The sequence below is a fragment of the Streptomyces sp. YGL11-2 genome (assembly GCF_050054615.1).
GTDB lineage: Bacteria > Actinomycetota > Actinomycetes > Streptomycetales > Streptomycetaceae > Streptomyces.
Genome location: NZ_JBNHIN010000034.1, coordinates 59,702 through 76,608, shown reverse-complemented (window position 1 = coordinate 76,608; position 16,907 = coordinate 59,702). Strand labels below are relative to the sequence as shown.

Genomic DNA, 16,907 nt, shown 5'->3' with positions numbered 1-16,907 from the left:
GGGCGGAATCCCGGTGACGGGTCCGTCGTTCCGCAACCGGTGGCCCCGTCCGGGCGCTGGTCCGGTCTGCGTCAGCCCCTGAACACCGCTGTGGTCACGGCTCGTTGGAGCGCTGCCACGGCCCGCGTCGTCGCCCTGTCACTCGCGGAGATCACCGAGCCAGCGCAGGGCGCTCAGGCTCGGCAGGAAGCAGTACTCGCCGCCCCGGGTGACGACGAACCGAGGCAGGGGCGCAAGGCGGCGGCGCAGTGGCCGCCGGGGAATGGTGTGACCGGTGTCGCCTTCATGGGATCCGGTGACGGGGTCCTTGACGTTGCCCGCACCGAAGAAGACGCCGTCGTTCATCCATTCCGACTGGACGAACTCGAACTGCCGCCCCAGATGGGCGCCGATGAACGCGAACATCAGTCCGCGGTCGGCTCCGTCGTCTTCCATGACCCCGTCGGGCAGCGGTGGGCCGTAAACGGCGCCACGTCTGATCATGCGGTGCAGCCGCACCTCTCCGGCCACCGAGGAGTCGCGGGGGTTGGCTCGCCGGATGTGACAGCCACCGGGCGTGACGAAGCCGGCCGGATCGTCCCGCTCGTACAGGAACGTATTGCGGCGGTGCGGGTCGGCCCCGAGCTCGGGGGCGTCGCTCTCCGGGGCGAGTGCCAGGGGGGCTCCGCTGCGCCAGCGGCCCATGATCTTCGCCGCGATCAGTTCTTCGTCCAGGGGGCCGGTGGAGTTGTCCCTCAGGTAGCGCCTGAATTCGGCGACCTTCTGGTGGAGTTTACGGAAGACCGCGTAACTGCCGTTGCGCCCGAGGGCGGTCGGCTGCGGAGTCTGTACGCCGCCGATCTCGTCCGGATAGCCGAGGACGAACTCACCGCCCTTCAGGGGTACTTCCAGCTGGTTGGATCCAGGGATGCCACTGCCCTCGACGGCCGGATGGCTGACACCGTCGCGATAGCCGAAGTGCTCGGTCTCGGTGGGCAACGCGTAGCAGTCCTGCCGCCAGATCGCGGTCACACCGGGAAGGCGGTCGTAGGCGGGCCGGGCGTGCTCCACGGCCGCCGCCAGGCGCAGGGGGTCGGGTGCGACCGCTGTGATCACCACGTGGACGTCGGGCGTGCCAAGCGGTGCTTCCCAGGTCTCCGGGCTGCTTTCGCCCACGTCGCGCAGCGCTGTGGCGCGCGCTGCCATGCCTTGCCGGAACTCCCACGCGAACGTGTCCAGCGAGGCGCGCGGCACTCCCAGGGCCTCCAGGCCCCAACAGGTGACGGCGGCACTGACCCAGGCGTCGCCGAGGGGGCTCGGCGGGTCGGCGGCAGAGGTCACCACCGCGCTCACCCGCCGCATCAACTCCCGCCCCTGAGACGGGTCGTCGATGCGGAAGACCAGGTACGTCGCCGCGTAGGGGGTCGGCCTCGGGCTGAGGACCCCACGCTGAATGTCGTCGAGTTCCAGTGTGACTTCCGTGGGCACGCTCACGGCCGGCCTCCCTGCGGCATGGCTACGAGACGAGGTTCCGCCAGAAATTCCGCAGGCTCTCGTCGGCGCCGAACAGCGCGCTGAAGATCGTCGAATCGGCGAGCAGTACGTCACCCGCCCGATCACCGCTCGGGGGCATCCACAGGAACATGTTGAACTCGGTGTTCCCGTCCTCGACGAAGGGATGCGGCCTGGACATGTCGATCGGCTGCCGCGCCAGTACGTGGATGCCCTTCGGCTCGTCGGTCGTCACGGCGTAGTGCGGCAGGTGCAGGTGGAAGTTGAAGTTCGTGACCCCTTGCAACCAGCGCTTCTCGTCCAGATCCCGGACCGTGGACAGCGGTGCGATCCGGTCGTCCGCACCCGTCGCGGGGCGCAGTCCGTAGCGATTGACGACCGGCACGCCCAGGCCCTTCATCACGTCCCGGACGTACGTGGCGAACCGCTGCTGACGAGGTACCAGCGGATCGCCGTGGTGGCGGTATTCCATGTCCCGCACCGACGGATCGTCCGATGCACCGACGTCGTGGTGGGGCCCGAGGACGAGGCGGGCGTTCTCCCGGGTGAGGAAGGCGCGCAGGGCCTCGACCTCGCCAGGCCGGGCCTCCTGCTCGGTGATCATGTGGTCCAGGCCGAACACGAACAGGACATCCGTGTCATCGAGTACCCGCTCGTCGAGCGGGGTGGGGAAACCGGCCTGGTCGATGCGCTGGTACACCGGGACCGGGTGCCCGGTGACCTCCTCGACGAAGTCCTGGAACGGGACCCAGGCCCAGAAGAACAGCTCCAGTGACCCCGCGATGCCCTGCTGGAACCGATACGGGTCGGACCACTTGGGGTCCTCGTAGGACGGCCACGCCACCCGCCGCACCTCGGTCATGGTGGAGAAGCGGTTGTCCAACTCCGCCGCGCTCCGGCCCGCTTCGGCCGGATAGCTCCACGAGACGTAGATGCTCACGCGCCGCCCGGCCGGGGTGTATGGGCGGGGGATGTGCCTCTGGTTGTAGGTCCGCGCCGTCCTGACCTCGCTCATCTCAGTCGTCTCCGATCCGCGGTGGAACCCGCGCGGCGGTCCGGTCCCACTGCAGGGCCGGCCCGGCCCTCACTGCATCTGGTCGAGCATCTCCGACAGCGCGCCCTTGATCCGCAACGCCTTCTTGATCTCGTCGGCCGTCACATACGGATACTCTCCGTACTCGATGAAACTCGGGCAGTGGTGTTCACGCACGAACCTGACGAAAGCCTCCGGGTTGGTCCGCCAGTCCTCAGGAAAGCCCTCCAGGTTCTCGAACGCCGTGCTCACGCCGGCCTTCGTGAAGAGTGCGACGGCGTCCTCGGTGTACTTGTCGAAGTCGGTGTCGAAGATCCCCTGGTACATGAAGCGCGTGTCGTCGTCGAAGAGCACCCAGCGCAGATAGTGCAACTTCAACGGGGCGAGAAGGTGGGGATCCTGCTCCAGCGCCTTGGCCAGCGCGTACCCGTACTCGCGCATCGCATCGGCCCGGCCCGGCTTGACCCGCGCGACGATGGTGAACCCGTAACACGCCGGAGTCCTGGGGAACACCGGCCCGTACTTCCCCTGCTCCAGATGGTCGGTCTCTTTGGGGATAACGGCGGCCTGCGGCTTGATCTCCATGTCCGCTCCTCCCGCCACCTGGTGGCCGAGACAGTTCCATCGTTCCACTCGACGACCGAACGTGCCCGCCGAGCAGGAGGGAGCCGATGTCCCGTCCCGAGGACCCTTCCGCCTACCTGCCTGGTCGACGCGAGGGACGTCCAGGGCCGAGGTCCGGACGGGACGGCAGCGGCAGGGCCGTCCGGTCCCTCGCGGCGCGCGGCTCGACGAGGGACATTGGAGAGGCGGTGCCTGAACGGGGAGCGAGGGCCATCGGCATCAGTCCGGAGGGGGTCCATCGGCATCAGTCCGGAGAGGTGACGAGCAATGTCCCCATGGCGGGTTCGTGCGCTGGAGGAAGGCGATCTGGACCAGGTGGTGCGCATCTGGGAGGAGGCACCGGATTCCACCGGGGACCTGGCGGTGAGCCTGGCGGAGGCGGTGAGCGCGCTGCACGCCGAGGCGCCCGCCGTGGTGGCGGTGGTGGGGGAGCAGGTCATCGGCGCCGCGGTGTCCCTGACGACGCAGGAGCGTGCCTGGATCCTGCGGATGGCAGTCGGCCGGGCGTGGCGCGGGCACGGTGTCGGACAGGCACTGCTGGCCGCCCTGGAGGAGCGGCTGGAGCACTCCGGCGTGCGCCGCATCGGGGCGCTGCTGCCGGGCGGGGAGGCCGGGCAACAGGCGTTCACGCGCGCCGGATACGTGAGCCGGCCGGACCTCTGCTACGCCGAGAAACTGCTGACCGCGGACTCCGCCGAAGCCACCTTGCTCGACCAACTCGGCGGCGCCGTGCCGGACGACGGCCTCTGGGACGGCATCGCGGGAATGAGCGCCGAGAAGACGCTGATCGAGCGTCGGCTGGTCCTCCCGCTGGAGCATCCCGAGGTCGCCGGCCAGTACCGGCTGGTGCCGCCCCGCGCGGTGGTGCTCTTCGGCCCGCCGGGCACCGGCAAGACCACCTTCGCGCGGGCGGTCGCCTCCCGCCTGCGCTGGCCGTTCATCGAGGTGTTCCCCTACCAACTCGCCGACGACGCACACGGCGTCGCGGCCGGGCTCCGCCGGCTGTTCGCCCGCGTCGAGCACCTGGAGCAGGCCGTGCTGTTCTTCGACGAGGCGGAAGAGATCGCCTCCGAGCGGCACGACCCGACGACTCTGGCACACCGGGTCACCAATGAACTCCTCAAGCTCATCCCGCAGTTCCGGCGCGGCGACCGCAGGCTCCTGATCTGCGCCACCAACGCGGTGCGCTCCCTCGACCCGGCCTTCCTGCGCCCCGGCCGCTTCGACTACCTCATCCCGGTCGGACCGCCCGACCCCCAGGCCAGACGAGCCATCTGGACCCGCTACATCGGGCCCGACCGCGCGGCCGACATCGAGTTGGAGGCGCTGGTCGAAGCCAGTGACCGCTTCACCCCGGCAGACATCGAGTACGCGGCGCGCACCGCAGCCCAGAGCGCCTTCGAACGCCACCTGGCCTCGGGCGGGCAGGAAGCCGCCGACCCGGCCCGGCTCACCGGCGACTACCTGCAGGCCATCGCGCACACCCGGACGTCCCTGACCGAGGAGGACATCCGGGCCTTCGACCGCGACCTCAGGACCGCCGCCCGGGTGTGAGGAACCCCGATGCGGCCCTGGCGCCGTGGAGGGGTGACCCCATGCGCCGCGCCCCCCGCGCGCGGGACGCCGAGGGCGAGGCGGCAGGGCGGTGCCCTACATGGTGGCCGGCAGCACGTGGTCGCCGAGCTTGTCCGTGCTCAGGCACAGGGAGCAGACGACCGAGTCGTGGGTGGGGCAGGCTGTCAAGTCCGGGCGCTCGTAGGGTTGGTGGCAGACGTGGCAGTCCAGGGTGACCGCGCTCGGGTTGCCGTCCGCGTCCAGCACGGGCTCGTCGATGCCGTCGTCGGTGCGACGGAGGTAGTACCTGCCCTTGGTGGCGATCGCCATCAGCGGGGTCAGGACGAAGGCGATCGCGGCCGCGGCCACGGGCGAGTACGGCTGCAGGGTGTCGCCCAGCAGATGGAAGTACATGGCGATCGACAGGCCGGAGGCCGCGACGAAGGACACGACACCGACCGGGTTGACGGCGTACAGCATGCCGCGACGGAACTCCGGCTGGAGCGGGGACAGTTTGAGCAGGTACTTGTTGACGCCGATGTCGGCGGCGACGGTGACCACCCAGGCGATCGCGCAGTTCGAGTAGAAGCTCAGGATGCTGTTGAGGAAGCTGAACATGTCGGCTTCCATCAGGGCGAGCGCGAAACCCAGGTTGACCAGGACGAAGAGCATACGACCGGGGTAGTGCCTGGAGACGCGGGTGAAGGAGTTGGTCCACGCCAGCGACCCGGAGTAGGCGTTCGTCACGTTGATCTTGATCTGGCTGATGACCACCAGCGCCACGGCCAGCGGGACGACCAGCCAGGACGGCATCATCGCGTCGAAGGCGCCGCGGAACTGCTGGATGGGCTCGGGCGCGGTGGCCGGGCCGACCTTGGCGAGGATGTAGACGGCGAGGAAGACACCGATGGTCTGTTTCAGCGCGCCCAGCACCACCCAGCCGGGGCCGGCCATGACCACGGCCGCCCACCAACTGCGCTTGTTCTCCTCGGTCCTGGGCGGCATGAACCGCAGGTAGTCGATCTGCTCGCCGATCTGCGCGATGAGGGAGAGGCACACGCCGGCGCCGAGCAGCACGGAGGCGGTGTTGACGCCGCCGTCGCCGTCCGTGCCGGCGTAGGAGAGGAAGCGGTCGACCGTGCCGGGGTCGGCGGCGATCAGGTAGACCAGCGGGCCGATCATCAGTAGCAGCCAGATCGGGGTGGTCCATACCTGGAGCTTGCTGAGCGCCTTCATGCCGTAGATCACCAGGGGGATGACCATGAGCGTGGAGGCCAAGTAGCCCAGCCACAAGGGCAGTCCGAGGCCGAGCTTGAGGCCCTGGGCCATGATCGAGCCTTCGAGGGCGAAGAAGATGAAGGTGAAGCTGGCGAAGATGACGCTGGTGAGGACCGAGCCGTAGTAGCCGAAACCGGAGCCGCGGGTGATCAGGTCGAGGTCGATGTTGTAGCGGGCGCCGTAGTAGGCGAGGGGGAGGCCGGTGAGGAAGATGACGACGGCCGCGACGGTGATCGCCACGAGTGCGTTGCCGGTGCCGTGCGCCAGGCCGATGCCGGCGCCGATGGAGAAGTCGGCCATGTAGGCGATTCCGCCGAGCGCCGTGGTCGCCACGACCACGGGGCGCCAGCGGCGGTAACTGCGGGGAGCGAAACGGAGGGTGTAGTCCTCCAGCGTCTCCTTGACGGCCTGGTCGGCCGCGGCCTTTGACGTGCCTGCCGTCTGCGGCCGTGACTCGGTGGTACTCATACCGCGCCTCCCGATGTGCTGGTGCGGGTGCCTCTGTGAAGGGAACCCCGCTTGGCGTCATCGGCAGGACGGGGGAGTCGACGGCTCGTCATGCGCCGCGTACCGCCGTGTCCACGGCTCTGATCCCATGGCCGGTGATGCTAGGAAGCGGTTGTTACCGTCGGCTCCCGCCGTCGTGAACGCGACGTTTCCGGGAACTCACCTGCCACCTCAGGGCCGTTGTCCAGTGCCGGCGGACGGACGCCACGCGGCTCGGCCCGCTCACTCCAGGACGGCGCCCGGCCGACCAGGGCGCCGCCCGAGCCGGCTTCGGTCGGCGTCGATGTCGAGGCGACGAGGCGACGAGGCGCCAGAACAACCGGTGAAGGGTCGAAACAAGCCGGTGAAGAAAGGCCAGTTACCGGGCTACACGCCCTCGTCGGCGAGGACGCGCCGGAGCAGGTCGAGCAAGGCGGCGCGGTCGGCTGCGGACAAGGCGGCGAAACACGAGGCCAGCACCTCGTCGGCCACTCGGTGCCCCTCCTTGAGGACGCGTTCCCCGGTGGGGGTGAGGTGGTGCTCGATCCGCCGCCCGTGTCCCTGCCGGCGCTCGACCAGACCCTGGGCGACGAGGCGGTTGGCGAGCGTGCCGAATGCCTGCTCGCTCTGGAACGTCGTGGCGGCCAGCGCGCGGGCGGACGCCCCGCGCGCGTTACCGATGGCGCGCAGCGCGTCCCACTGGGCCAGGGTCGTACCGACCGTCGCAAGGCGCCGTTCCAGGGCGCGATGCTGTCGGTACTGGGCCTGCTTGACCGCTCTGCCGAGGGTCTGAAGTTCGCCGTACATGGCTCCAGTTTAAGGCCACGACTAAGCTAGCTTATATCAAGAGGTTTAGTTACCGTGAGGGGCGTGTCCTCTCACCGCACGGTCACCGTGTATCCCTCTCCAGACCTGCCTCTCACCCTGTCCGAGGCCGGCACCGGCAGGCCCGTCCTCCTCCTTCACGGTGGCGGAGGCCCGGCCACGGTTGCCGGACTCGCGGAGCACCTGTCCCGCTCCGCGCTCACCCTCACGCCGACGCACCCCGGCTGGGACGGTACCCACCACCCTGGATGGCTGACCGGTGTCGACGACCTCGCCCTCACCTACCTCCATCATCTGCACGACCGCCGACTGCGCGACGTTCTCGTCATCGGGTCATCGTTCGGCGGCTGGGCCGCCGCCGAAATGGCCGTCCGGGACACCGCCGACCTCATCACCGGTCTCGTCCTGATCGACGCCGTGGGCGTGCACATCGAGAACGAGCCGATCCGCGACGTCTTCGCCCTGGACGCCCGGGGCCTCGCCGACCATGCCTGGCACCACTCCGACCGCTACCACGTCGACCCCGCGGACGCCTCCGCCGAGCAACTCGCCGCCTGGCAGGCCGACATGGCCACCCTGCGCACCCTCGCCGGCGACCCCTACATGCACGACCCCAAGCTGCTGCACCGCCTGGGGCGCGTGAGGGTCCCGACCCTCCTGCTCTGGGGAGAGAGCGACCGCATCGTCACCCCGGCCTATGGCGCGGCCTATGCCAACGCCTTTGCCAACGCCCACCTTGAGGTCATCCCCGAGGCCGGCCACCTGCCCCAGATCGAGCAGCCGAAGGCGACCTGCGCCATGATCGACGCGTATTTCCCGGCCTGGGCCGACGCCACCGGCTATGCCGATTGACGCCAGGAGCCGATCCGTGCCGTGGCCTGTCGTCGGTGTGCCTGGCTGAGGTCGGGTCGGCGACGGCCCGTGCAGCAGCCAGAGCGGAGGAGCCTTGCCCGGCACGGGACCCTGTGCCGCTTCCGATGTCTGATTCTCAGTCGGGTCGCCTGGCCATGACGACCACACCCGGCCCGGTGTGCTCGTCTGCGGGGAGCCGAAGTTCGGCGACCGGGTGCAGTCCAGCCTGCTCGATCAGGTCCACGAGTTGTTCCGGCCGCCATTTGTGCGTCGTCCAACGAACGGGTACGCCTCCGTACGCCTCGGTGCGCAGCGCGTCTTCGTCGCCGACGTGTGTTGCGGTGATGAGGTGTCCGCCCGGCTTCAGGGCGCGCGCGAACACGGCGAGCACCTGAGGCAGGACGTCACGGGGGAGGTTGAACAATGACCACCATCCGAGCACGCCGCCAAGGGACGCTTCACCAAGGTCGAGGTCGGTGGCCGAGGCGACGCTGAAGCGGCATCGCGGATGAAGACGGCGCGCGTTCTCGATCATGCGAGGGGAGAGATCGACCCCGGACACGTCGAGGCCGCGTTCGGCGAGGTAGGCGGTCACCGTTCCGGGGCCGCAGCCGACGTCGAGGACAGGCCCCAGCTCGCCCACGGTGTCGGCGAAGGCGTCGATTGACGCCTTGAGCCACGGATGCCTACGGATGTCGCCGATTCCCGTCGTCACCACCATGTGGGCGTAGTTGTCGGCCACGCGGTCATAGGACTCACGGACGACGTCGAGATCGGCTGGGCGGTCGATGTGGTGGGCGCGCATCAGCCAACGATATAGGGGCCCCGCGGGCGGATCGGGGCGACCAGGCTCGCGGTGGTCGGTATGCCGAGGGCGTTGGTCGGATCAGTCGACGGTCCGGGGCAACTCGCCCAGATGCAGGGCGGGTTCATGCCCCCGGCACCTCGTCCTCCGCCTGACGGCAGACGCCTCTCAGGCTCGCATGCCGCCGTCGACCCGGAGGACCGTCCCCGTGACGTAGGAGGAGCGGTCGCTGAGGAGCCAGGCGGCGGCCTGGGCGATCTCTTCCGGATCGGCGGCCCGGCCCAGCGGGGTCTGGGCGTTGAGCTGGTCGATGGTCCCGGGGGACTTCTCGTCCCACTCGTGCAGCATCTCGGTGAGTGTCGTGCCCGGCGCGATGGCGTTGACGCGGATACCTTCCGGGCCGTATGTGGCGGCTGCCGACGCGGTGAGGCTGTTGACCGCCCGCTTCGCAGCGCCGTACGCGGGCAGTTGGGGGTTGCCCATCAGGCTGCCGACACTGGAGGTGTTGACGATGGATCCGTGCTTCGCGGTGGCGCGGATCGCGGCGATCTCGGCGGTCATGGCCAGCCACGGTCCCTTGAGGTTGACGGCGCAGACATGGTCGAAGTCGGCCTCCGTCAGCTGGTCCATCGGGCCGGGCGGCTGGCCTGTCGCGCCGTTGTTGAAGGCCACGTCGAGCCGACCGTACAGTTCCACGCTCCGGTCGACGGCGGCACGGACGCCGACCGGGTCGGCCAGGTCGCACACCACGTAGTCCGCGGTGCCGCCGGCAGTCCGGATCTCCTCGGTCACTTCTTCGAGCTTGGCCTCCGTGCGGGCCGCGAGGAGAACCCGGGCGCCCTCCCGGGCGAACAGCCGCGCTGCCGCGGCGCCGATGCCTCGGCTGGCGCCAGTGATGAAGGCGACCTTGCCGGTCAGCAGCCCTGGGGTCGAGACGGACGTGATCGCTGTGTTGTTCATGCCGACGAGCCTGGGCCCGAACGCCCCGCTCATCCAGGCCCCGGCAGTACCTGGCTGGGCACCCCGGGGCTCGCGCACACTGGGGAGGTGGATCGACGAGTACGACGAGAGCTTGGTGACTTCCTGCGCAGCAGGCGCGAGCGGATCACCCCCGCCGACGTGGGGTTGCCCGCCGGGGCGCGCCGCCGCACCCCGGGCCTGCGCCGTGAGGAGGTGGCGCAGCTGGCGTTCATCTCGACCGAGTACTACACGCGACTGGAGCAGGCCCGCGCTCTCCACCCCTCCCGGGAGGTGCTGGCCCAACTCGCCCGCGCGCTACGCCTGTCCGACGCCGAGCGCGATCACCTCCACCTCCTCGCCGGTGTCCCGCCCTGCCCTCCCCCCGGGCCTTCGCGGGAAGTACGGCAGAGCATCATCGACCTGCTGCAGCGGCTTCCGGAGGCCGCGGCGATCGTCATGTCCGCCACGTACGAGGTCATTGCCTGGAACGACCTGGCCGCCGCCCTGTTGGAGGACTTCTCGGCCCTGTCGCGCCGGGACCGGAACCTCATCCGACGCGCCTTCCTCGGCCCGCACCGGCACGGCCGACGGCTGTACGGCGTCTCGGACGCGGACGAGTTCGCCTGGACCTCGGCCCAGCACCTGCGCGCGGTCGCCGCTCGCTACCCCAACGACCCGGAGGTGACCCGTCTGGTCGAGGAACTCCTCGCCGGCAGCGAGGAGTTCGCCCGGCTCTGGGCCGCCCACGACGTGACCACCCGACCCACCCTCTGCAAGACCTTCGAGCACCCCCTCGTCGGCCCCGTCGCCGTCAGCTGCGACGTCCTGGACATCGCCGACCGGGACCAGCGGGTCGTCATCTACACCGCTGTCCCCGGCTCGCCTTCGGCAGAGGCACTGCGGCTGCTGTCAGTCGTCGGCACTCAGCAGATGGACGTGCCCGGCCGCCGTAGTAGGTCGGGGCCTGATCCACGCTCCCATGGGTGAAGTCAGGCGTACAGGCCCTCGGTTGGAACCATGGGCAGCCCTGAGCGCCAAGTGATGATCTTGCACGGAGTGGGCCCCGCGTGGTGGCTTTTCCGCAGCTCGGGGACGACCGGTCGGTTGCACCGACGTCCCTCTGCCGGAATGGACCGACGACGATCTCAGGCCGTTGGGGCTGCCGGACCACGTCTTCCCGCACGTCCACCTCGCCGGTGCCGCGCACCCGTTGGGTGCTGGGAGCGGAAAGGTTCGCCGGCTCGCGACACCTCCACTCCGCCCCCACGGCTTCACCCAGGGCGAACGCCACTCCCTTCCCCCGGCGCCGCGGATCCCTAGGCTGAAGGGGTGAGCACTCATGCGCCGAACCAAGCCCGCGTCATCCCCCTGCGCCCGCAGACCGCGCCGCCCGGTTCCGGTGGGGCGATCCGCGCCCCGCAGCGACCGGAGGGAGCGCCACAGACACCCGCGCCCAGGGAACCCCTGTGGCGCAATCTGGTCGGCGATGTGCTGCGGCGCGAACGGCTCGCCCAGGAGCGCACGTTGAAGGACGTAGCGGAGGCGGCCCGGATCTCGATGCCGTACCTGTCGGAGCTGGAGCGCGGACGCAAGGAGGCATCCTCCGAGGTGCTCGCGGCCGCCGCCCAGGCCCTCGGGCTCGGCCTCTCCGACCTGCTCTCGCTCGCCCAGGACGAGCTGGCCCGGTACGCCCGGAGCCGGGTGGGCCGGGGCCGCACGTCGTCCACGGCGCAGTACGACGGCCTCTGCCTCGCCGCCTGAGCGAACCGACGGCCGGTACGACGGGGCGCACCACCGCCGTACCGGCCGGCTCGCCGGCCTTCGGCCACGGCCGCGCGGGGTCAGACGAGTGCGAGCCGTCGGCTCAGCACCTCGTCGGCGACCCCGTAGGCGACGGCCTCCTCGGCGGTGAGCACCTTGTCCCGGTCCAGGTCCGCGCGCAGCGTCGCCATGTCGTGATGTGTGTGCCGGGACAGGACCTCCTCCACCTGCGAGCGGATGCGGGCCATCTCCTTGGCCGCGAGGCTGAGGTCGGAGACCGTCCCCTGCCGGCCGCCGCTGGCCGGCTGGCCGAGCAGCACCCGCGCGTGCTGGAGCACGAACCGTCGCCCGGGATCTCCGCCGGCCAGCAGCACCGCCGCCGTCGACGCCGCCTGACCGACGCAGAACGTGGAGATCGGCGCCTGCACGAACGTCATCGTGTCGTAGATCGCCATCAGCGAAGTGAACGATCCGCCAGGCGAGTTGAGATAGATCGAGATCTCCTGCTCCGGGCTCGCCGACTCCAGATGCAGGAGTTGCGCGATGACCACGTTGGCGACCCCGTCGTCGATCTCGGTGCCGAGGAAGATGATCCGCTCGTTCAGCAGCCGGCTGAAGACGTCGTAGGACCGCTCACCCTGTGCGGTCCGCTCGATGACGTAGGGAACCGTGTACGACCCCATGTCACAACCCCATCCGTCGGCGCGACGCGGCCGGGCGGATGTCGGCGAGCGACTCCACCACCCGGTCCACGATCCCGTACTCCCTGGCCTGCTCGGCCGTGAACCAGCGGTCCCGGTCGCCGTCCCGCCTGATCGTCTCCTCGCTCTGTCCGGTGTGCTCGGCGGTGATCCGCTCGACGGCCTTCTTGGTGAACTGGAGGTTCTCCGCCTGGATTTCGATGTCCGCGGCGGTGCCACCGATGCCGGCTGAGGGCTGGTGCATCATGATCCGCGCGTTCGGCAGCGCGAACCGCTTGCCGGGCGCCCCCACGGTGAGCAGGAACTGGCCCATACTGGCGGCGAACCCCATCGCCAGCGTCGCGACGTCGTTCGGGATGAGCCGCATGGTGTCGTAGATGGCGAGACCCGCGGTGACCGACCCGCCGGGGCTGTTGATGTACAGGCTGATGTCGGTGCGCGGGTCCTCCGCCGAAAGCAGCAGCAGCTGTGCGCACACCCGGTTGGCCGACACGTCGTCGACCTGTGTGCCGAGGAGGACGATCCGCTGGGCGAGCAGCTGTGCCGCGAGATGGTCGTCGAAGCGGCTGGGCGGTGTGTCGCCCTCTTCCGCGCGGGGCGGGAGCGTGGTGAGTGGAGTCATCTGGTCTCCTGGTCTCCTTGTCGAGGCAGGGATGCTGTCGACTCCACTCTTGACCTCGGGAGATGCCCGGATGCGGTTTCTCTGCCCGCCGCAGATTCGCCACGGGCAGAGATGACGGCTCAGCCCTTCTCGCGCAGCTGCCGGAAGGACGCTCGTACGTCCCCCACCAGCGGGTCCGGCTCCGCCACGGCCGCGCAGTGCCCGTCCCGCTCGAACTCCGCCCGGCGCACGATGTTCTCCGTCACCGCGGCGGTGGAGCCGCCCCGCCGGAGGTGGCTCCACCGCGTATTTGGGCGGGCGTTTACGCGTGGGCGCTGATCACACCGCCGGTGCTGAGCACGATGTATACGCCGTTGGCGTCGAGCCCGACGTCGTGCTGGTTCGTCTCCAGCGTGGCATCCACCGAGCCCTCGTTGCCGAGGATCTGCGCGCGGTACCGCAGTTCGCCGATCTTCGTGACCTTGGCCGTCCAGCCGCCCGCGAGCTTGAACGTGCCCGGTCCCTGGTGTCCGCCGCCCATCCAGGAATGGACCTGGCCGTCCAGCGTGAGCGTGACGAACATGTCGTTGGCGTCGAGGCCGTCGTCGTGCCCCTTCGTCTCCAGGGTGGCCAGGACCGAACCGCGGCTGACGATCTCGGCGCGGTAGTGCTGGGCGCCGAGCTTGTAGATCTCGGCCTTGCTGCCGTCCGCCAGGGGCTGGGTGCGGGCCGGGGATGTCGTCTTGGCCGTGGCGGCGTGCGAGCTGCCCGACTGCTTGCCCGCAGCGCCCGCCTTGGCGCCGGGACCCGCCTTGGCATCGGAGCCCTGCGTTCCGGCGGAGGAGCCCGCGCCACCGGACTCCGCGGCGGCCGTGCCCATGTCCGTGTGGCCCGCGGACTTCGTGCCGGTGGCGTCCGAGCCGGAGCAGGCAGTCAGCACAAGGGCGGCGGCTGCGGTCAGGGCTGCGGCGGCAACGCGCAGGGTGCGGCGACGCGCGGTGCGGACTGTGGTGCTGGAGCTCATTTCGGGTCCCCCGGGGCAGTTGGTGTCGTGGTCTCCTCGGTACGTCACCCACTTTGATCGGGGCCGCTATCGCAAGGCTGCCGCTCCGCTAACACCCGGCTAACACGGGTGTAGAGGAGTGAAAGGACGCGAAGGAGAACCCGAAGAACCAGGTCGCGGCCGCCAGTTGGGGAAATCGCAGCTGCTTGAGGGAACCAGGGGCATTCCGGGAGGGCAAGGTCTGCTCTCCAGGCACCCCCTGTTTCTTCGCCTTCGGCAGCCTGGTCACCACCATCGCCGACGACCCACACCGCGCGAGGTCAGCGGTAGTGGGTCTCGCCTGCCAGAACTGCCCTGCCGGCACCGCCTGTTGCCGTGGGAGGCCGGTAGCGGAACGCCTTGCTGTGGCGCCCCCCCACGGCGCAACCGCTCTCAGTAACCACTGTTGCGTTCTCCGGCATGGCGCAAAGCGTGGGGTATCTGTCGTTGACGCCCTCCGGCCTGGACTGGAGGGTGGAGGGGTGGAGCAGCGCCGCATCGTTTTTGTGATCTTCGAGGGTTTCCAGCCCCTCGACCTCTTCGGCCCGTACGAGGTGTTCGACCATGCTCACAAGCACACCGGCGGGTACTCCTGCCAGATCACGGCACCGCAGCCGGGAACGGTCCGGTTCGGCAGTGGTCTTTCGGTACACGTTCCCTTCGGCGTGGCCGATGTGGACCCTGCGGGGATCGACACCGTGGTGGTCGCGGGCGGAGGCGGAGTCGACCAGGCCCGGCAGGATCCCGCGCTGACACGTTGGATCGCCGACGCCGGGGCCAGCGCCCGCAGGGTCACCTCGGTGTGCAGCGGGGTGTTCCTGCTGGCTGCCGCGGGATTGCTCCGCGGACGCAGGGTGACCACCCACTGGGCGCGTGAGCAGCAGCTCATACGGGAGCATCCCGAGGCGGTCGTCGACTGTGATCCGATCTTTCTCAGGGACGGGCGGGTGTGGACGTCGGCCGGGGTGACGGCGGGGATGGACCTCGCACTCGCCTTGGTGGAGGACGACTTGGGCCGGGAGGTGGCCCACGCCGTCGCGCAGGAGATGGTGCTGTTTCTGCGCCGCCCCGGCAGCCAGTCGCAGTTCAGCGTGCCGCTGTGGTCCACGCAGCCGACCACCGACCCCATCCGTGCCGTGGTCACGGCGATCCACGCCGATCCCGGCGCCGGCCACGGCATCACCGAACTCGCCTCGCGCGCCGGGCTGAGCCCCCGTCATCTCCAGCGCAGGTTCACGGCCGAACTCGGCGTCCCGCCCGCGACGTATGTCGAGGGCGTACGCATCGAGGCCGCGAAACGGGCGCTCGCCGAGAGCGACCACCCCGTGGAGACCCTCGCACGACGGTACGGCTTCGGCACCGCGGAGACGCTGCGCCGCGCGTTCCACCGGCACGTCGGCGTCGCACCGTCCGACTACCGCGACCGATTCCGATCCACCAGGGAGTACGCATGACCACCTACGGCCTGCTGACCTTCGACGGCGCCGAGGAGCTGGACTTCACCGGGCCGTGGGAGGTGTTCACCGCCTCCTCCATGCTGCGCGACCACATCGACACCGTGCTGCTCATCGCCGAACACCCCGGCGCCGTCCGCTGCAACAAGGGCATGCGGGTCCTGCCGGACCGCACCCTGGACGACCACCCTCCGCTGGACGTCCTGCTGGTCCCGGGTGGCAACGGGACCCGCCGTGAAGTGTCCAACCCCGTGCTCATCGACTGGATCCGCAAGACCGCCGCCGACGCCGCCTGGACCACCAGCGTGTGCACCGGAGCCCTGCTGCTGCACGAGGCAGGTCCGGCACGCGGCCGCCGGGTCGCGACCCACTACCTGTTCGAGGACACCCTGCAGGCCAGGGGCGACCTCACCGTGGTCCGCGACGCCCGCTATGTCGTCGACGGGAACTTGGTCACCAGCCAGGGCGTCTCGGCCGGAATCGACATGGCCCTGTGGCTCATCGGCCGCCTGCACGGCCGCGACCACGCCCGCGCCGTCCGCCGGTACATCCAGTACGAACCCGCCCCGCCCTACCTCGCCGACGAGCCGTTCGCCGCATGACGGTCAGGCCGCCGGAAGACCTGTGTCGGCCTGGCGGCCGCCACGGCTCAGGGGCCGAGGGCAGCGCCGGATGCCCCTCAGCGTGATGCCGGGTGGGCTGTCGACGTCAGCTGGTGGCGTCGTGCTGGCGAGGCTCTGCCGGCCATCCGAGGGCTCGGAAGACGGCGACGGGGTCGAGGTAGTCGCGCCAGTGCGCCACCTGGCGGTCCTTGACGGTGATCACGGAGACGAAGTGGTTGTCGTCGGCACGGCCCGTGTGGACCGCCCGCCCGTGCACGGCGTATTCCAGTACGACCACGGACGTGTGGGGGTCGTGGTGGACGGTCAACTCGTCCGCGCGTTCCAGGGACATGGCGTCGCCGTAGCCGCGGCACAGGTCGGCCACGGCGCGACGCCCCTGGACTCTGCGCGGGTAGCCGGGGACGGAAACCACGTACTCGATGACGATGTCCTCGGCCAGCAGGTCGAAGAAGTGCTCCCCGTCGACGAGGCCCGTGAGGCCCTTCCGGATGATCCGGAAGAACGGGTCCAGCGCGCGCCGTGGCGGGCCCCGGTGCGGGCGCTCAGCCCCCGCTCGGCGAGCCTCTTCGCCAGCAGTGCGGCATTCCCCCCAGCGCTGAACGATCACTGATCACTCATAATGTCCATTATGTGCGGGTTGATCGTGTGGTGCGGTACGCGCCCGCTGCCCCTCGCGGAGCCTGTCACCAATCAGGCCGGTAGCAGTGAGGGCATTCCCGGCGGAGCCTGGGCGGCTGCCGCCGGGGTGCGCAGACTCGCTGGTACGCACCCCGGGCCGGAGCGGGGACTTCCCGCACGGAAAGGGCCCCTCGCGGAG

At 69.9% G+C, this 16,907-nt stretch carries 18 protein-coding genes; 6 read left to right on the top strand and 12 right to left on the bottom strand.

Going from position 1 to position 16,907, the window contains the following annotated elements; genetic code table 11:
* Window positions 1–138: 138 nt before the first annotated feature.
* The 3 genes from ACO1BR_RS30325 to ACO1BR_RS30315 form a co-directional block, all read right to left on the bottom strand.
* On the bottom strand, window positions 139–1,473 hold the full coding sequence (locus tag ACO1BR_RS30325; protein ID WP_426798289.1) for a Dyp-type peroxidase: 1,335 nt from the start codon (window positions 1,471–1,473) through the stop codon (window positions 139–141).
* 22 nt (window positions 1,474–1,495) lie between these two features.
* Window positions 1,496–2,506, bottom strand: coding sequence for a hypothetical protein (locus ACO1BR_RS30320; RefSeq protein ID WP_426798288.1), 1,011 nt, complete (start codon window positions 2,504–2,506; stop codon window positions 1,496–1,498).
* Between the two features lie 69 nt (window positions 2,507–2,575).
* Window positions 2,576–3,109, bottom strand: coding sequence for a hypothetical protein (locus ACO1BR_RS30315; protein ID WP_159506429.1), 534 nt, complete (start codon window positions 3,107–3,109; stop codon window positions 2,576–2,578).
* 306 nt (window positions 3,110–3,415) lie between these two features.
* Here ACO1BR_RS30315 and ACO1BR_RS30310 point away from each other — a divergent pair, with 306 nt between their 5' ends.
* On the top strand, window positions 3,416–4,702 hold the full coding sequence (locus tag ACO1BR_RS30310; RefSeq protein WP_426798287.1) for an ATP-binding protein: 1,287 nt from the start codon (window positions 3,416–3,418) through the stop codon (window positions 4,700–4,702).
* A gap of 96 nt (window positions 4,703–4,798) precedes the next feature.
* On the opposite strand, the gene ACO1BR_RS30305 is transcribed toward ACO1BR_RS30310, so the two are convergent.
* The gene (locus ACO1BR_RS30305) at window positions 4,799–6,448 is read right to left on the bottom strand and encodes an allantoin permease (RefSeq protein ID WP_426798286.1); all 1,650 of its coding nucleotides are present in this window, start codon (window positions 6,446–6,448) and stop codon (window positions 4,799–4,801) included.
* A gap of 405 nt (window positions 6,449–6,853) precedes the next feature.
* Window positions 6,854–7,273 (bottom strand): MarR family winged helix-turn-helix transcriptional regulator, encoded by a 420-nt coding sequence (locus ACO1BR_RS30300; protein ID WP_426798285.1) that lies wholly within the window; start codon window positions 7,271–7,273, stop codon window positions 6,854–6,856.
* A 63-nt stretch (window positions 7,274–7,336) separates the two neighbouring features.
* On the opposite strand from ACO1BR_RS30300, the gene ACO1BR_RS30295 reads away from it, so the two are divergent.
* The gene (locus tag ACO1BR_RS30295; protein WP_426798284.1) at window positions 7,337–8,143 is read left to right on the top strand and encodes an alpha/beta fold hydrolase; all 807 of its coding nucleotides are present in this window, start codon (window positions 7,337–7,339) and stop codon (window positions 8,141–8,143) included.
* Window positions 8,144–8,279: 136 nt separating this feature from the next.
* On the opposite strand, the gene ACO1BR_RS30290 is transcribed toward ACO1BR_RS30295, so the two are convergent.
* Complete coding sequence (locus ACO1BR_RS30290; RefSeq protein ID WP_426798283.1) at window positions 8,280–8,948, bottom strand: class I SAM-dependent methyltransferase; 669 nt, start codon at window positions 8,946–8,948, stop codon at window positions 8,280–8,282.
* A gap of 168 nt (window positions 8,949–9,116) precedes the next feature.
* Complete coding sequence (locus ACO1BR_RS30285; RefSeq protein ID WP_426798282.1) at window positions 9,117–9,908, bottom strand: SDR family NAD(P)-dependent oxidoreductase; 792 nt, start codon at window positions 9,906–9,908, stop codon at window positions 9,117–9,119.
* A gap of 87 nt (window positions 9,909–9,995) precedes the next feature.
* Between ACO1BR_RS30285 and ACO1BR_RS30280 the strand changes: the two genes are divergently transcribed.
* Both ACO1BR_RS30280 and ACO1BR_RS30275 read left to right on the top strand, forming a co-directional pair.
* Window positions 9,996–10,895, top strand: a complete 900-nt coding sequence (locus tag ACO1BR_RS30280; RefSeq protein WP_426798281.1) for a helix-turn-helix transcriptional regulator — start codon at window positions 9,996–9,998, stop codon at window positions 10,893–10,895.
* 342 nt (window positions 10,896–11,237) lie between these two features.
* Window positions 11,238–11,669: a helix-turn-helix domain-containing protein gene (locus tag ACO1BR_RS30275; RefSeq protein WP_426798280.1), complete on the top strand. Its 432-nt coding sequence runs from the start codon at window positions 11,238–11,240 to the stop codon at window positions 11,667–11,669.
* A gap of 80 nt (window positions 11,670–11,749) precedes the next feature.
* Here the strand turns inward: ACO1BR_RS30275 and ACO1BR_RS30270 are convergent, their stop codons facing one another.
* From ACO1BR_RS30270 to ACO1BR_RS30255, 4 genes are all read right to left on the bottom strand, one after another.
* Entirely contained in the window at window positions 11,750–12,352 is a 603-nt protein-coding gene (locus tag ACO1BR_RS30270; RefSeq protein ID WP_426798279.1) for a ClpP family protease, read from the bottom strand.
* A gap of 1 nt (window position 12,353) precedes the next feature.
* A complete protein-coding gene (locus tag ACO1BR_RS30265) occupies window positions 12,354–12,992 on the bottom strand; it encodes a ClpP family protease (protein ID WP_426798278.1) in 639 nt (212 codons plus the stop codon).
* Window positions 12,993–13,111: 119 nt separating this feature from the next.
* A complete protein-coding gene (locus ACO1BR_RS30260) occupies window positions 13,112–13,237 on the bottom strand; it encodes a hypothetical protein (RefSeq protein ID WP_426798277.1) in 126 nt (41 codons plus the stop codon).
* 56 nt (window positions 13,238–13,293) lie between these two features.
* The gene (locus tag ACO1BR_RS30255; protein ID WP_426798276.1) at window positions 13,294–13,995 is read right to left on the bottom strand and encodes a hypothetical protein; all 702 of its coding nucleotides are present in this window, start codon (window positions 13,993–13,995) and stop codon (window positions 13,294–13,296) included.
* A gap of 500 nt (window positions 13,996–14,495) precedes the next feature.
* Here ACO1BR_RS30255 and ACO1BR_RS30250 point away from each other — a divergent pair, with 500 nt between their 5' ends.
* Window positions 14,496–15,467 carry a GlxA family transcriptional regulator gene (locus tag ACO1BR_RS30250; RefSeq protein WP_426798275.1) on the top strand — a complete coding sequence of 324 codons (972 nt, stop codon included), beginning with the start codon at window positions 14,496–14,498 and terminating at the stop codon, window positions 15,465–15,467.
* Complete coding sequence (locus tag ACO1BR_RS30245; RefSeq protein ID WP_426798274.1) at window positions 15,464–16,069, top strand: DJ-1/PfpI family protein; 606 nt, start codon at window positions 15,464–15,466, stop codon at window positions 16,067–16,069. The genes ACO1BR_RS30250 and ACO1BR_RS30245 overlap by 4 nt, the downstream gene beginning before the upstream one ends.
* Window positions 16,070–16,175: 106 nt before the next feature.
* On the opposite strand, the gene ACO1BR_RS30240 is transcribed toward ACO1BR_RS30245, so the two are convergent.
* Complete coding sequence (locus ACO1BR_RS30240) at window positions 16,176–16,697, bottom strand: nuclear transport factor 2 family protein (RefSeq protein WP_426798273.1); 522 nt, start codon at window positions 16,695–16,697, stop codon at window positions 16,176–16,178.
* Window positions 16,698–16,907: the final 210 nt, after the last annotated feature.

Bases quoted from the DNA above. Each gene is read 5' to 3' on its own strand.
- ACO1BR_RS30320 (WP_426798288.1), bottom strand. From the start codon at position 2,506: ATGAGCGAGGTCAGGACGGCGCGGACCTACAACCAGAGGCACATCCCC.
- ACO1BR_RS30315 (WP_159506429.1), bottom strand. From the start codon at position 3,109: ATGGAGATCAAGCCGCAGGCCGCCGTTATCCCCAAAGAGACCGACCAT.
- ACO1BR_RS30310 (WP_426798287.1), top strand. From the start codon at position 3,416: ATGTCCCCATGGCGGGTTCGTGCGCTGGAGGAAGGCGATCTGGACCAG.
- ACO1BR_RS30305 (WP_426798286.1), bottom strand. From the start codon at position 6,448: ATGAGTACCACCGAGTCACGGCCGCAGACGGCAGGCACGTCAAAGGCC.
- ACO1BR_RS30300 (WP_426798285.1), bottom strand. From the start codon at position 7,273: ATGTACGGCGAACTTCAGACCCTCGGCAGAGCGGTCAAGCAGGCCCAG.
- ACO1BR_RS30290 (WP_426798283.1), bottom strand. From the start codon at position 8,948: ATGCGCGCCCACCACATCGACCGCCCAGCCGATCTCGACGTCGTCCGT.
- ACO1BR_RS30285 (WP_426798282.1), bottom strand. From the start codon at position 9,908: ATGAACAACACAGCGATCACGTCCGTCTCGACCCCAGGGCTGCTGACC.
- ACO1BR_RS30270 (WP_426798279.1), bottom strand. From the start codon at position 12,352: ATGGGGTCGTACACGGTTCCCTACGTCATCGAGCGGACCGCACAGGGT.
- ACO1BR_RS30265 (WP_426798278.1), bottom strand. From the start codon at position 12,992: ATGACTCCACTCACCACGCTCCCGCCCCGCGCGGAAGAGGGCGACACA.
- ACO1BR_RS30255 (WP_426798276.1), bottom strand. From the start codon at position 13,995: ATGAGCTCCAGCACCACAGTCCGCACCGCGCGTCGCCGCACCCTGCGC.
- ACO1BR_RS30245 (WP_426798274.1), top strand. From the start codon at position 15,464: ATGACCACCTACGGCCTGCTGACCTTCGACGGCGCCGAGGAGCTGGAC.